Below are 12,840 nucleotides of genomic sequence, written 5' to 3'. Positions count from 1 at the left end.
ATGCCCACCATTCTGGGACAGAACCAGTACGGCAAGGCTGAGAACCGGGTCGTAAAGATCACGCGGGACGGCGACACCCATCACATCAAGGACCTGAACGTCTCCGTCGCCCTCTCCGGCGACCTGGACGACGTCCACTACAACGGCTCGAACGCCAACTGCCTGCCGACGGACACGACGAAGAACACCTGCTTCGCGTTCGCCAAGGAGTACGGCATCGAGTCCGCCGAGCAGTACGGCATCCACCTCGCCCGGCACTTCGTGGACAGCCAGCCCTCGATCCACCGCGCGCGGATCCGGATCGAGGAGTACAGCTGGGAGCGCATCGGCGGCTCCGACAGCAACGCCAAGTTCATCGGCGCCGACGAGGTCAACCACTCCTTCGTCCGCAAGGGGCAGGAGACGCGCCTCGCCCAGATCACGTACGACGGCGAGAACTTCGAGGTCCTCTCGGGTCTGAAGGACCTGACCGTGATGAACTCCACGAACTCCGAGTTCTGGGGCTTCATCAAGGACAAGTACACGACCCTCCAGGAAGACTACGACCGCATCCTCGCCACCTCCCTGTCCACCTGGTGGCGGCACAACTGGACCAACGACGAGCAGCGCATGCCGAGTTGGGAGCGGTCGTACGAGCAGGCGAAGAAGCACATCCTGCACGCCTTCGTGGAGACCTACTCCCTCTCCCTGCAGCAGACGCTGTACCAGATGGGCTCGCGGGTCATCAACAACCGCAGCGAGATCGACGAGATCCGCTTCTCCGCGCCCAACAAGCACCACTTCCGTCAGGACCTCTCGCCCTTCGGCCTCGACAACGAAGCCAAGGACGGAGCCGTCTACTACGCCGCCGACCGCCCGTACGGCCTGATCGAGGCCACGATTCTGCGGGACGGCGTCGAGCCGAAGATCCCGGTCGACATGACCAACCTCTGACGCGGGATGCGCGCCCCCGTCCCGCCCGCAGTGGGCGGGGGCGCGCCACACCGGAGGGAACATCCGCAATGGCACAGCCTGCAAAGGGGCCGGCAGCAGCCGAAGGCCCGTGTTCCACCCCACCGGACACAGCTGACAGCGCAGCAACTGCCGACTGTCACCCGGTGGATGAGAAGCTCCACCCCTCGCGGCTCGTCCCCGCCGCACTCCAGCACATCGCCGCCATGTACGCGGGTGTGGTCACCCCTCCGCTCATCATCGGCCAGGCCTGTGGCCTGGACACCGTGGCCCAGACCCGGCTCATCGCCGCCGGACTGCTGATCGCCGGTCTCGCCACCATCCTGCAGACCCTCGGCGTCAAGGGCTTCGTGGGCAACCGCCTGCCGTTCGTGAACGCCGCCTCCTCGGCGGGCATCGCGCCCATCCTCGCGATCGCCGAGACCAACGCCAAAGGCGATCAACTCCCCGCGATCTACGGCGCGGTGATGGTCGCGGGCGTCTTCTGCCTCGCCGTCGGACCGTTCTTCGGCAAGCTGCTCCGCTTCTTCCCGCCGCTGGTCACCGGCGTCGTCATCACGCTCATCGGCGTCACGCTGATGCCCGTGCCCGTGAAGTGGGCGCAGGGCGGCGACGACACCGACCCGACGTTCGGCGACATGAAGTACCTGGCGCTCGCCGCCTTCACGCTCGTCGTGATCCTGCTCTTCCAGCGATTCGGACGCGGTTTCCTCAAGCAAGTCGCCCTGCTGGCAGGCATGTTCATCGGCACGCTCGCCGCGATCCCGTTCGGCATGGCCGACTTCACGTCGGTGCAGACGGCCCCGCTCGCCGCCCTGCCCACGCCGTTCGCCTCCGGCGCCCCCGTCTTCCAGCCCGCCGCGATCCTCTCGCTCTGCATCGTGATGCTGGTCCTGATGACCGAGTCCGCGGCCGGCATGCTCGCCCTCGGCGAGATCTGCGAGCGCAAGACCGACGGCAGGACCATCACCCGCGGCCTGCGCACCGACGGCATCGCCACCCTGGTCGGACCGGTCTTCGGCGGCTTCCCCACCTCGGCCTTCGCGCAGAACGTCGGCGTGGTCTCGCTGACCCGCGTACGCAGCCGCTATGTCGTCGCGGTCGCGGGCGGCGCGCTCATCGTGCTCGGTGCCTTCCCGGTGCTCGGCGCCGTCGTGAACGTCGTCCCCATGCCGGTACTCGGCGGTGCGGGCATCGTCCTCTTCGGCTCCATCGCCGTCAGCGGCATCCGAACGCTCTCCGAGGCGGGCCTCGACGACAGCTCCAACATCATTCTGGTGGCCGTGGCGCTCGGTGCGGGCATCATCCCGCTCGCCGCCCCCACCTTCTACGCGGAGTTCCCCGCCTGGGCACAGACCGTGCTCGGCTCCGGCATCAGCGCCGGCGCGCTCGTCGCGGTCACGCTCAACCTGTTCTTTCACCATCTCGGCACCCGTGGCTCCACGGCCGCGGCACTCAAATCTTCCTAGGGTCATGCCGTGCCCTCCCCCAAGCTCTCAAGGAGCAGGGGGGACCCCCATTGCCACACACAGTAAGGAAGCACCATGGCAGCATCGGCAACCCCTGAAGGCGCCGTCGAGCGCATCGTCATCGAGAACGCCGCGATCGCGACGGTCGACGCCAACGACACCGAGTACGCCTCGGGGTACGTGGTCGTCGCCGGGAACAAGATCGAGTCGATCGGCGCCGGCAAGGCCCCCGAGGGCCTGGCGAACGTCGTACGCCGTGTCGACGCCACCGGCCACCTCGTCACCCCCGGCCTGGTCAACACGCACCACCACTTCTACCAGTGGATCACCCGGGGCCTGGCCACCGACCACAACCTGTTCAACTGGCTGGTGGCGCTGTACCCGACGTGGGCGCGCATCGACGAGCAGATGACATACGCGGCCGCGCAGGGTTCCCTCGGCATGATGGCCCGCGGCGGCGTCACCACCGCCATGGACCACCACTACGTGTTCCCGCAGGGCTCCGGCGACCTCTCCGGGTCCATCATCCGTGCCGCCTCCGAGATGGGCGTCCGCTTCACCCTGGCCCGCGGTTCCATGGACCGCAGCGAGAAGGACGGTGGTCTGCCGCCGGACTTCGCCGTCGAGACCCTGGAGGGCGCGCTCGCCGCCACCGAGGAGACCGTCAAGAAGCACCACGACGCGTCCTTCGACGCGATGACGCAGGTCGCCGTCGCGCCGTGCTCGCCGTTCTCCGTATCCACCGAACTCCTCAAGCAGGGCGCCGAGTTGGCCCGGCGCCTGGGCGTGCGTCTGCACACCCACGGCAGCGAGACGGTCGAGGAGGAGAAGTTCTGCCACGAGCTGTTCGGCATGGGCCCGACCGACTACTTCGAGTCCACCGGCTGGCTCGGTGAGGACGTGTGGATGGCGCACTGCGTCCACATGAACGACTCCGACATCGAGGCGTTCGCCCGCACGAAGACGGGTGTCGCCCACTGCCCGTCCTCCAACGCCCGCCTCGCCGCCGGTATCGCCCGCGTCCCCGACATGCTCAAGGCGGGCGTCCCCGTCGGCCTCGGCGTCGACGGCACCGCGTCCAACGAGTCCGGCGAGCTCCACACCGAGCTGCGCAACGCCCTGCTGATCAACCGCCTCGGCGCCCACAGGGAAGCGGCCCTGAACGCCCGTCAGGCCCTGCGCCTCGGCACCTACGGCGGCGCGCAGGTCCTCGGCCGCGCCACGCAGATCGGTTCCCTGGAGGCCGGCAAGCTCGCCGACCTGGTCCTCTGGAAGATCGACGGCATCGGGCACGCCTCGATCGCCGACCCGGTGACCGCCATCGTCTTCGGTGCGGCCGCCCCCGTCTCGCTCTCCCTCGTCAACGGCAAGCCGGTCGTCGAGAACGGCACCCTGCTGCACGCCGACGAGGACGCCATCGCCCGCTCCACCCGCGAGCAGGCCCAGCGTCTCGCGCGCATCGCCGCCGAGAGCTGAACCCGAGAACTCCGGTCAGGGGGGACGGCCCTTGACCGGACTTGAGCAGCCGAGCGGGCTGCTCAAGTGCCGCCCCGGGAACGTGGCCCAAAGCTTCACGTTCCCGGGGCGGTCAGCACTACCTGGGCGCATTTCCCACAACTGCATACCGAGCAAGTCCTTGCACCATGCACCACCTCCCAGAAGCGAAAAGTGCCGGCGGCCCCGCCGGGACCGGAAAACAACCGGAGGAGCCACAGTGGCCACTCAGCCCAGGTTCACCAAGCAAGGCACCACCCCGGACCCGGAGACCGACGACGGGTCCATACGCGCCGACGGGGCGATACACCCCGTCGACGAGAAGCTCCCCGCCCTGAAGATGGCGACCACCGGCCTCCAGCACGTGGCCGCCATGTACGCGGGAGTCGTCGCGCCGCCGCTCATCGTCGGCGCCGCCATCGGACTCTCGCCCAAGGACCTCACGTTCCTGACCGGCGCCTGTCTCTTCACCGCAGGCCTCGCGACCTTCCTCCAGACCCTCGGCTTCTGGAAGATCGGCGCGCGGCTGCCCTTCGTCAACGGCGTCACCTTCGCCGGTGTCGCCCCGATGATCGCGGTCGTCGAGTCGACCGACAACAAGGACGACGCGCTGCCCATCATCTTCGGCGCGGTGATCGTGGCGGGCGTGCTCGGCTTCATCGCCGCCCCGTTCTTCTCGAAGATGATCCGGTTCTTCCCGCCGGTCGTGACCGGCACGGTCATCACCCTCATCGGCATCTCGCTGATGCCGGTCGCCTTCGGCTGGGCGCAGGGACCCGTCCCCGGCGCCGACGACTACGGCTCGATGAAGAACCTGGGCCTCGCCGGCCTCACGCTCGTCGTCGTCCTGCTGCTGCGCCGCTTCACCACCGGCTTCGTGAAGCAGATCGCGGTCCTGCTCGGCCTCGTCATCGGCACGCTCATCGCCATCCCGTTCGGCGTCACGGACTTCGGCCCGGTCGGCGACGCGGACATCGTCGGCTTCCCGACGCCGTTCCACTTCGGCGCCCCGCAGTTCGCGGCCGCCGCGATCGTCTCGCTCTGCGTCGTCATGGTCGTCTCGATGACCGAGTCGACGGCCGACATGCTCGCCCTCGGCGAGATCGTGGAGCGTCCCGCCGACGAGAAGACCATCGCCGCCGGTCTGCGTGCCGACACCCTCGGCTCGGCGGTCAGCCCGCTCTTCAACGGCTTCATGTGCAGCGCCTTCGCGCAGAACATCGGCCTGGTCGCGATGACGAAGATCCGCAGCCGGTACGTGGTCGCCGTCGGCGGCGGCTTCCTCGTCCTGATGGGCCTGTGCCCGATGGCCGCGTCGCTCATCGCGGTCGTGCCGCGCCCCGTGCTCGGCGGCGCGGGCGTGGTCCTGTTCGGCTCGGTCGCGGCGAGCGGCATCCAGACGCTGGTCAAGGCGAACCTGGAGAAGGACAACAACGTCCTTATCGTGGCCGTCTCGCTCGCCGTCGGCCTCATCCCGATCGCGGCGCCGGAGTTCTACCACGCGTTCCCGGAGACCGCGAAGATCATCCTCGACTCGGGCATCTCGACGGGCTGTGTGGCCGCCGTGCTCCTGAACCTGGTCTTCAACCACATCGGCAAGGGCCGCGACGAGGACGACGTGACGGCACCGATGGAGCCGGGCGGTGAGATCCGGGAGACGCGCGTGCCGGGTCAGGGTCACGGCAAGAGTGAGGCGATAGCCCACTGAGGCCCCGGTTACGGCTCACAGCACACTTACGCGAATTCCCTCGCGCGGTCAGGTCCCGCGCGAGGGAACGCTCATGTCACGGCAGCGCTCAGCCGTACGGCCTCACCGCGGTGTTCAGTCGATGTCCATCGCGTCGTCGCCGCCGCTCTTGACGACCTTGATGACGTTGCCACCGGCGTCGCACAGCTCCGCGCGGACGACGTAACCCGGCTGAATGCCCTTCCAGAAGATGACCTCCTGCTGCTGGGCGAAGGACGTCGTCCCCAACGTGTCCACCAGGTCGATCCCGCCGGGCGCGTGGATCACGTACCGCCAGCCGCTCCCGTCGGGCTGCCGCGCCCAGTCGGGCACGTATCCGCCCGGGGACCGGGTCGTGCTGACGAAACCCGTCCTCTGCAGGAGCTTCTGGTAGTGCCGCAGGCTGGCCGGCAGCTTCTCGTTCCACGGCTTGAAGCCCTTGCCGAGGATCTGGTCCGGCGTCCTGCCGTCCCAGCGGTACAGGGGTTCGTTGTCCTTGCGGTACCGCAGCGGCGGCGCCTCGCGCCCCTGCTTCCTGTCCTCGCGCATCGACTTCACCTTGCCGGGGTCGATGCCGTAGGTGCTCTCGCCGAACCCCGCCGCTTCCTGGGGGGTCGGAGTGGTGGAGCGGGGGTGCTTGCCGCGCTCGGCCATGAACGACGGGTAGTCGTACTCGCCCGCCTCGGAGTCGGTGCCGCCGTCCGAGAGTTCCTCCGCGTCGGAGAAGTCCAGCCGGTCGATGTCCATGGCGGTCGTGTCCTGGCCGCCGGCGCGCTGCACCACGGCCTCGTCCGCCTGCTGGTGGCCGCAGCCCGCACCGTGCTGGTGCCGCTCCTGCCCCGCGGGCTGCCCGGCCCGGCGGAGCATCTGGACGACGGCGGCGTTGCCCGCCGCGCCCTGTAGTCCGAGCAGCCCCGGGAGCGGGGCGTCGGCCGGGGCGGCGGGTCTGCGGGCCGCGGCCCGCGCTTTCGCGGCGTCGTGCTTTCCGGCGTGGTCGTGGTCGCGCAACGGGGGCTCCTCCAGGTACAGAGCCCCCCACTCTTCCTGGCGGACCCTGGTCGGCGCCAGGTACCGAAGGGCAGCACCACGTGCAGTCTTCGTTGTCCGCGGGGTCTTCCGTTGCCGGGGTGCGCTGACGTAACGTCGTGCCGCCGCCGACCGTATGGCGGAAGTTACTTTCCAGTCGGATACGTGCGCCTTGTTCCGCGTCTCATGAACTCCCACGGAGCGGGGCGGATTTCCGGCGTCACGCGACGGAAGAAGCGCCACCCATGAGTTCTCAGCAGAAGTCCGGCGACGCCGCGGCGCCCGCCCCCGAGGTCCATCCGGTCGACGACGTCCATCCCGTCGACGAGATCCTGCCGCCGGGCCGCATGCTCGTCGCCAGTCTCCAGCACGTCGCCTCCATGTACGCGGGCGCGGTCTCCGTCCCGCTCGTCGTCGCCGTCGCGGCGAAGATGTCCCCGGGCGACACGGCCGTACTCATGGGCGGCAGCCTCCTCATGGCGGGCATCGCCACCCTGCTCCAGACCCTCGGCATCGGCAACTTCATCGGCTCGCGGCTGCCGTTCGTCAACGGGGTCTCGTTCGCGGGCGTCGGTGTGATGCTGACGATCATCTCGACGCAGGGCGGCGTCGAGGCGGGCATGCCCGTCGTCTTCGGCGCGATCATCGTCTCAAGTGTCTTCGGATTCCTGGTCAGTTCGTACTTCTCGCGCCTCGTCCGCTTCTTTCCGCCGGTGGTCACGGGCTCGGTCATCACCCTGATCGGGGTGTCGCTCATCCCCGTCGCGTACGACTGGATCGTCGACGACTCGCCGACGGGCACACCGGAGCCGAAGAGCATAGGCCTCGCGGGCGCCACGGTCCTCGTCATGCTCCTGCTGCAACGCTTCACGCGCGGCTTCCTCAAGCAGATCAGCATGCTCATCGCGATGGTCTTCGGCACGCTGCTCGCGATACCGATGGGCCTCGCGGACTTCTCCGAGCTGGACGGCGCTGACCCGGTCGGTATCCCGTCCCCGCTGCACTTCGGCGCCCCGGAGTTCAACATCCCGGCGATCATCTCCATGTGCGTCGTGATGCTCGTGATCCTCACCGAGTCCACGGCCGACATGATCGCCCTCGGGAAGATCGTCGAGAAGGACGTCGACGAGAAGACCATCGCCCGCGGCCTGCGCGCCGACGCGCTCGGCTCCGCGCTCAGCCCGCTCTTCAACGCCTTCCACGCCAGCGCGTTCGCCCAGAACATCGGCCTGGTCGTCATCTCCAAGGTGCGCAGCCGCTTCGTCGTCGCGCTCAGCGGCGCGATCCTCGTCCTCATCGGCCTCAGCCCGGCGGCCGCCGCCCTCATCTCCGTCGTCCCCATGCCGGTCCTCGCCGCCGTCAGCCTCTTCCTCTTCGGCTCCATCGCGGTCAGCGGCATCCAGACGCTGCTCCAGGCGGACCTGCACCGCGGCGACAACGCACTCATCGTGGTCGTCACCCTCGGCGCGGGCCTCGCCCCCGCCCTCTCCGACGGCTTCTACGACGCGTTCCCCGCCTGGGCACAGATCGTCCTCGGCTCCGGAATCTCCACGGGCTGCATCCTCGCCGTGGCACTCAACCTGATCTTCAACCACGCGGGTACGGAGAAGGCGGCGGTCGCCGCGGAGACGGAACCGGCGGTGACGCACTGAGGGCGTGCCGCCGCCTCGGCCACGGCTGATCGCTTGACCTCAAGTGTTCTTGAGGTTCCAGGATGTGGAGCAGGGGAGCCCGTCCGGGGTATCCCTGATCTTCACGGGGAGCCGTCATGCGTGCCGAGTCGTCCACCCTTCGGGCTGTCGATGTCGCCGCCATCCGCCAAGTCGTCGCGGACGCGAGCGAGTTCCAGAACGATGTCGAGCGGTTCATCCCCCTGCTCACCGTCGATACCACCGTGGTGAACTTCGGGGGGCGCCGCGTCGCGGGGCGGGACGCGCTGGAAGAGGCGATGCGGCAGGCGCTCGCGTCGCCGCTCGCCGATGTGGTCACCACGGTCGAGGAGGAGGACATCCGCTTCGTCAGGGACGACGTGGCGATCGTGGCGAGCATCAAGCGCGTATCCGACGGGCGGCGGCCGGGGGACGACGGCGAGGCCGTGGCACCGCTCCCTGCCTCCGCGGGGCGCCTGACGCACGTACTGGTGAAAGAGGACGGGGCCTGGCGGATCACGTCCTCCCAGACCACCCCGATCCTCGGCTGAGAGTCGGCCGGGAGGCCGCCGTCAGGGGTGGTCGTACCAGGAGAACGCGGCGATCCGCCAGCCCTCCGGCGTACGCACGAACTGCATCGTTTTCGTGCCGCCGCCCTCGAACGGCTCGCCGTCCATGACGCCCGCCTTGGCGTACTCGCCGAACCGGCACGCGATGTCACCGGCGACGTCGGTGCGTTCCGAGATCTCCCACTCGGAGAACTCCACGAGGCGGCCGTCGGTGAGCAGCCGCTCGCGGGGCTCGATGAACTCCTCGACGGTGTAGGCCGCGTACTGCGGCCCTGTCACGACGATCACGCCGCCGGGCAGCATGAGCCGGCGGATGCGGGCGACATCCGCGGCCCTGCCGCCGCGGTTGTCGAAGGCCCCGAAGAACTCGGCGGTCAGTGCGTCGATTTCGGCCTTGGTGTGCTCGGCCGCGGGTATCTCGGTCTCGGACATGCCGGGACCGTAACACCCCTACTTGCCGCACACGGCCGCCGAGTTGAGTGAGCCGCCCGCGTTCTCGTCGTCCGTGCCGAGCAGGGCCTTTCCGCCCGATCCCGGCAGGCACTCGACCGCCTCGATCTTGACGCCCTTGAACTTGCGCACCACCGCGGGGGACTTGGCGACGGTCAGTCGTACCTTGCCGGAGCGGGCGACGGAGAGCTTGCCCGCGTCGAGGACCGCCGAGGTGAAGGGCCCGTCGTCGCCCGCGTCGGACGCCGAGCTGATCACGAGGCGGCCCGACGGGGTGACGGAGATGTCCGAGGCGTGCCGGACGTCGCCGGTCGGGTAGGGGGCGCGGAGACGGGCCGTGGTGACCGCGCCGAAGTCGGCCTCGCCGTACTTGTTGAAGGAGAAGGGCGCGGCGTGCACGGTCGCCGGACGCTTCTTGCCCGCGCCCCGGTCCGCCCAGACCGCCCCCAGCTTCCCGTGCCGGGAGGTCAGCGCGAAGCTCTCGTAGTCGTCGCCGTCGGCGATCGCGGGGAGCGGGGAGGTGTCGAGGACCTGGAGCTCGGAGCCGGTCGCCTTCAGGTGGTAGACCAGGCCGCGGCTGGCCAGGGCCACGTACTCGCCGCGGGCGCCCGGCACCGCCTCGATCGCCTCCAGGTCGACGGGTTCCGGGGTGCCCGCCCAGGTGAGCGGTTCTACGTGGGCGGAGGCGGCGCGGCCGCCGCCGGAGCCGGGGCGGTAGTCGACCCTGGCGACACGGTTCTCGCCGGGCTTCTTGTTGTCGCGTACGACGAGGGCACGGGTCCCCCCGTGCCGTGAGCTGCTTCCGGTGACGGCGAGGCCACTGACGCCGGACTTGATGTCGTCACCGATCTTCTGCCAGCCGCCCTGCGGGGCGGGCGCGGCGGACGCCGTGAGGCCGCCCGCCGACAGGAGGGCTGCGGCGGTCAGCACGGTCGTGGTCGTACGGAAGAACATGGAGCTCTCTCACCTCGGTGCAGGTAGACGCGCGTAGACGGGGAGTTGGCCGGGACCGTACCCAGTTCAACCTCCACGGGGCAAGAGGGAGCGCAGGCGCGCGGGACGCCGAGCGCGCCCCGCGCGACTGGCCCACCCGATCCGGCCCGCGCGCTCTGCCGTCCGGCCTAGCCGATGTGGAACGGGTCGCCGTAGACCTTCCAGTCCAGCGGCGGGTCCAGGTTGAGGTTCCGCTTCTTCAGGAAGACGCGCTGAGCCGTGTCCACGCGGCTGGTGTCCTCGTGGGCCTCCTCCTGCTTCATCGCCCAGACCCGCGCGTCGAGGAAGGCGTTCAGGTACGTCACCTCGTCGCCGCCCTGGGCCGGCGGCTTGGCCGAGCGCAGGGCGCGCTTGCGGATGTTGCGGAAGCTGGTGGAGTCGCCGCCGTCACCGTGCATGACGATGGCGTCGTAGTAACAGAACTGGCCGAGCGTGCCGATGCCGTCGGCCTTGCCCTGCTTGACCGCGGGGTTGAAGTAGACCCGGTCGCGCTCGTCGTTCTGCGCCTTGCGGAACTCCGCGTCCGTGTCGGCGGCCCGCTCCCAGTCGCGCGTGAAATTCGGGTCGAGACCGTCGTGCGAGTCGGTGCCGTCGACCCTGCGCAGCGCGGGCAGGTACTTGGCGAGGACGTTGCCCGGCTTGCGCTGCGTGTAGAGCTCGACGAGGTCGAGCATGTCGCCGGTGCCGGAGCAGAAGCCGATGATGCCCGCGGTGTAGCCGCGGCCGTCGTCGATGTCCTCGATGTACCGGTACTGCTTCTTCCAGTCGAGCGAGGAGTTCTCCGCGCTGCAGACGATCTGCATCGCGATCTCCTTCTTGGCCGGGTCGTCGAGTCCGCCGGCCGTGATGAAGGACGAGAACGGGGCGGCCGCGCTCGCGGACTGCGTGGCGAGGAGCGGGCCCGCCACGGCCGCCGCGCCGATGAAGGCGAGGAGCGTGCGACGGGAGGTGTCGGTGGGGCGCGGGCGTATGTGGTGGTGGGGGGTTTCCACGGGGGCCTCCAGATAGGGGAGTTCACGTACCGCGTACTGTTAGGAAGGTTTCCTACCAGAGATCTGGAGTGACGTATACCCGTCAAGACACGATGAGCCGAGGATTCCGAATGGCCGGACATCGCTCTGTGCGCCGGGCCCATTGGTCCATACGATCCCCTCGCTCACGCAATCCGCTCCAGGCACCCGCGTTCCACGCACCCGCTCCGCGTTCCACGCACACAGGCACTTCTCCAACCCCCCTCCTCAGAAACGGAACGGAGAACCATGGCCGGTGCACTGTTGCTGAGCGGCGCCGTCGCGGCGCTGTTCGGCTCGACGCTCCCCGCGCACAACCCGACGACGATCCTCGACCCGCCCCCTGACAAGATCGTGATCGAGGTCGCCACGGTGAACGGATCGGGCTGCCCCCTGGGCACCGCGGCCGTCGCCGTCTCGCAGGACAACACGGCTTTCACCGTGACCTACAGCGATTACCTCGCGAAGGCGGGCGGCGGCGCGGACCCCACCGCGTTCCGCAGGAACTGCCAGCTCAGCCTGATCGTGCACGTCCCCTCGGGCTTCACCTACGCGATCGCGAGCGCGGACTACCGCGGCTACGCGGCGCTCCAGCCCGGCGCCAAGGGCACGGAGAAGGCGTCGTACTACTTCCAGGGCTCGCCCCAGACGGCCGCGATCAGCCATGAGTTCAAGGGCGCCTACAACGACAACTGGCAGGCGACCGACACGACGGACTGGGCGCAGCTCGTCTGGGCGCCCTGCGGCGTGAAGCGGAACTTCAACGTCAACACGGAGCTGCGCGTCGACCTCGGGACGTCCGATCCCGCGAAGTCGAGCTTCATGACGATGGACTCGACGGACGGCGACATCAGCACGATCTACCACATGGCGTGGAAGGAGTGCCCGCGCGCCTGAGCTCCCCGCGCCTGGGTCATGACGGTGTCCCCGCCCCCGCGCCCACGCCCTTCCCGCTCGGAGCCCCCTCCGGGGTGAACGAGTGGTGGAAGGTGAAGGCGTGCGGCGCGGGGTCGCCGTCCTGGAGGTACTCCAGTCGGGAGACCCCGTCCTGCCAGGTGGGTATTGCGTCGTCGGAGACCCACCAGAACACGTAGTTTGGGTGCCCCGTCCTCTCGAACCAGTCGTAACGCCTGTTCAGCGCCTTGCGGTGCATGCCGGTGTAGATGGCGTCGAAGGCGGGGCGCACATCGGTCCAGAGCGACAGGGTCGCGGCCAGAGCGGTGGTCTCCGGCGTGCGGCCCTTGTCGTACCAGGTCGGTACGGTGAACTCGCCCCACGCACCCCAGTCCGCGCCGAAGAGCTTGCCCCGGTCGTCGCCCGCGGGCTCGGCGTGCGCGATGTATCCGGGGTGCCGGCTGATCGTCTGGTAGACGGTCCCGCCGATGTCGTAGAACTCGCGCGTCAGCGGCGAGGCGTCGGCGAGAGGGGACTTCAGGACGCCGAAGGTGTACAGAGCAAGCTGGGGCATGCGTCTCTCCCTGGTTGAGGACCAGGTGAAGGTAG

Annotated in this window: 12 protein-coding genes; 7 read left to right on the top strand and 5 right to left on the bottom strand. The window is 69.1% G+C overall.

Going from position 1 to position 12,840, the window contains the following annotated elements:
• The 4 genes from pucL (at position 1) to DEJ48_RS07355 (ending at position 5,622) form a co-directional block, all read left to right on the top strand.
• Positions 1–933, top strand: coding sequence for a factor-independent urate hydroxylase (gene pucL, locus DEJ48_RS07370; RefSeq protein ID WP_150186926.1), 933 nt, complete (start codon positions 1–3; stop codon positions 931–933).
• 68 nt (positions 934–1,001) lie between these two features.
• Positions 1,002–2,420, top strand: coding sequence for a nucleobase:cation symporter-2 family protein (locus DEJ48_RS07365; protein ID WP_150215399.1), 1,419 nt, complete (start codon positions 1,002–1,004; stop codon positions 2,418–2,420).
• A 75-nt stretch (positions 2,421–2,495) separates the two neighbouring features.
• Positions 2,496–3,896: an 8-oxoguanine deaminase gene (locus tag DEJ48_RS07360; protein WP_150215398.1), complete on the top strand. Its 1,401-nt coding sequence runs from the start codon at positions 2,496–2,498 to the stop codon at positions 3,894–3,896.
• Between the two features lie 358 nt (positions 3,897–4,254).
• Entirely contained in the window at positions 4,255–5,622 is a 1,368-nt protein-coding gene (locus tag DEJ48_RS07355) for a nucleobase:cation symporter-2 family protein (RefSeq protein ID WP_150221030.1), read from the top strand.
• A gap of 114 nt (positions 5,623–5,736) precedes the next feature.
• On the opposite strand, the gene DEJ48_RS40915 is transcribed toward DEJ48_RS07355, so the two are convergent.
• Positions 5,737–6,648: a hypothetical protein gene (locus DEJ48_RS40915; protein WP_317850905.1), complete on the bottom strand. Its 912-nt coding sequence runs from the start codon at positions 6,646–6,648 to the stop codon at positions 5,737–5,739.
• Between the two features lie 263 nt (positions 6,649–6,911).
• Here DEJ48_RS40915 and DEJ48_RS07345 point away from each other — a divergent pair, with 263 nt between their 5' ends.
• Both DEJ48_RS07345 and DEJ48_RS07340 read left to right on the top strand, forming a co-directional pair.
• On the top strand, positions 6,912–8,318 hold the full coding sequence (locus tag DEJ48_RS07345) for a nucleobase:cation symporter-2 family protein (protein ID WP_150215397.1): 1,407 nt from the start codon (positions 6,912–6,914) through the stop codon (positions 8,316–8,318).
• A gap of 116 nt (positions 8,319–8,434) precedes the next feature.
• The gene (locus DEJ48_RS07340) at positions 8,435–8,866 is read left to right on the top strand and encodes an SgcJ/EcaC family oxidoreductase (protein ID WP_150215396.1); all 432 of its coding nucleotides are present in this window, start codon (positions 8,435–8,437) and stop codon (positions 8,864–8,866) included.
• Between the two features lie 21 nt (positions 8,867–8,887).
• Here the strand turns inward: DEJ48_RS07340 and DEJ48_RS07335 are convergent, their stop codons facing one another.
• From DEJ48_RS07335 to DEJ48_RS07325, 3 genes are all read right to left on the bottom strand, one after another.
• Complete coding sequence (locus tag DEJ48_RS07335) at positions 8,888–9,316, bottom strand: nuclear transport factor 2 family protein (protein ID WP_150215395.1); 429 nt, start codon at positions 9,314–9,316, stop codon at positions 8,888–8,890.
• An 18-nt stretch (positions 9,317–9,334) separates the two neighbouring features.
• Positions 9,335–10,288: a hypothetical protein gene (locus DEJ48_RS07330; RefSeq protein ID WP_150215394.1), complete on the bottom strand. Its 954-nt coding sequence runs from the start codon at positions 10,286–10,288 to the stop codon at positions 9,335–9,337.
• Positions 10,289–10,455: 167 nt separating this feature from the next.
• Positions 10,456–11,319 carry a chitosanase gene (locus DEJ48_RS07325; RefSeq protein ID WP_223831940.1) on the bottom strand — a complete coding sequence of 288 codons (864 nt, stop codon included), beginning with the start codon at positions 11,317–11,319 and terminating at the stop codon, positions 10,456–10,458.
• Positions 11,320–11,586: 267 nt separating this feature from the next.
• Between DEJ48_RS07325 and DEJ48_RS07320 the strand changes: the two genes are divergently transcribed.
• Positions 11,587–12,234 carry a DUF4360 domain-containing protein gene (locus DEJ48_RS07320; RefSeq protein ID WP_150215393.1) on the top strand — a complete coding sequence of 216 codons (648 nt, stop codon included), beginning with the start codon at positions 11,587–11,589 and terminating at the stop codon, positions 12,232–12,234.
• A gap of 16 nt (positions 12,235–12,250) precedes the next feature.
• Here DEJ48_RS07320 and DEJ48_RS07315 read toward each other — a convergent pair whose 3' ends face one another.
• On the bottom strand, positions 12,251–12,805 hold the full coding sequence (locus DEJ48_RS07315; RefSeq protein ID WP_150215392.1) for a DUF3291 domain-containing protein: 555 nt from the start codon (positions 12,803–12,805) through the stop codon (positions 12,251–12,253).
• Positions 12,806–12,840 lie beyond the last annotated feature (35 nt).

This window comes from Streptomyces venezuelae (assembly GCF_008642315.1).
Taxonomy (GTDB): Bacteria; Actinomycetota; Actinomycetes; order Streptomycetales; family Streptomycetaceae; genus Streptomyces; species Streptomyces venezuelae_D.
Note: the sequence above shows the minus strand (reverse complement) of the source record. Positions and strands in the feature narration are given on the sequence as shown.

Coding starts and splice junctions, on each gene's coding strand:
- DEJ48_RS07330 (WP_150215394.1), bottom strand. CDS start 10,288: ATGTTCTTCCGTACGACCACGACCGTGCTGACCGCCGCAGCCCTCCTG.
- DEJ48_RS07360 (WP_150215398.1), top strand. CDS start 2,496: ATGGCAGCATCGGCAACCCCTGAAGGCGCCGTCGAGCGCATCGTCATC.
- DEJ48_RS07345 (WP_150215397.1), top strand. CDS start 6,912: ATGAGTTCTCAGCAGAAGTCCGGCGACGCCGCGGCGCCCGCCCCCGAG.
- DEJ48_RS07355 (WP_150221030.1), top strand. CDS start 4,255: ATGGCGACCACCGGCCTCCAGCACGTGGCCGCCATGTACGCGGGAGTC.
- pucL (WP_150186926.1), top strand. CDS start 1: ATGCCCACCATTCTGGGACAGAACCAGTACGGCAAGGCTGAGAACCGG.
- DEJ48_RS07365 (WP_150215399.1), top strand. CDS start 1,002: ATGGCACAGCCTGCAAAGGGGCCGGCAGCAGCCGAAGGCCCGTGTTCC.
- DEJ48_RS07315 (WP_150215392.1), bottom strand. CDS start 12,805: ATGCCCCAGCTTGCTCTGTACACCTTCGGCGTCCTGAAGTCCCCTCTC.
- DEJ48_RS07320 (WP_150215393.1), top strand. CDS start 11,587: ATGGCCGGTGCACTGTTGCTGAGCGGCGCCGTCGCGGCGCTGTTCGGC.
- DEJ48_RS07340 (WP_150215396.1), top strand. CDS start 8,435: ATGCGTGCCGAGTCGTCCACCCTTCGGGCTGTCGATGTCGCCGCCATC.
- DEJ48_RS07335 (WP_150215395.1), bottom strand. CDS start 9,316: ATGTCCGAGACCGAGATACCCGCGGCCGAGCACACCAAGGCCGAAATC.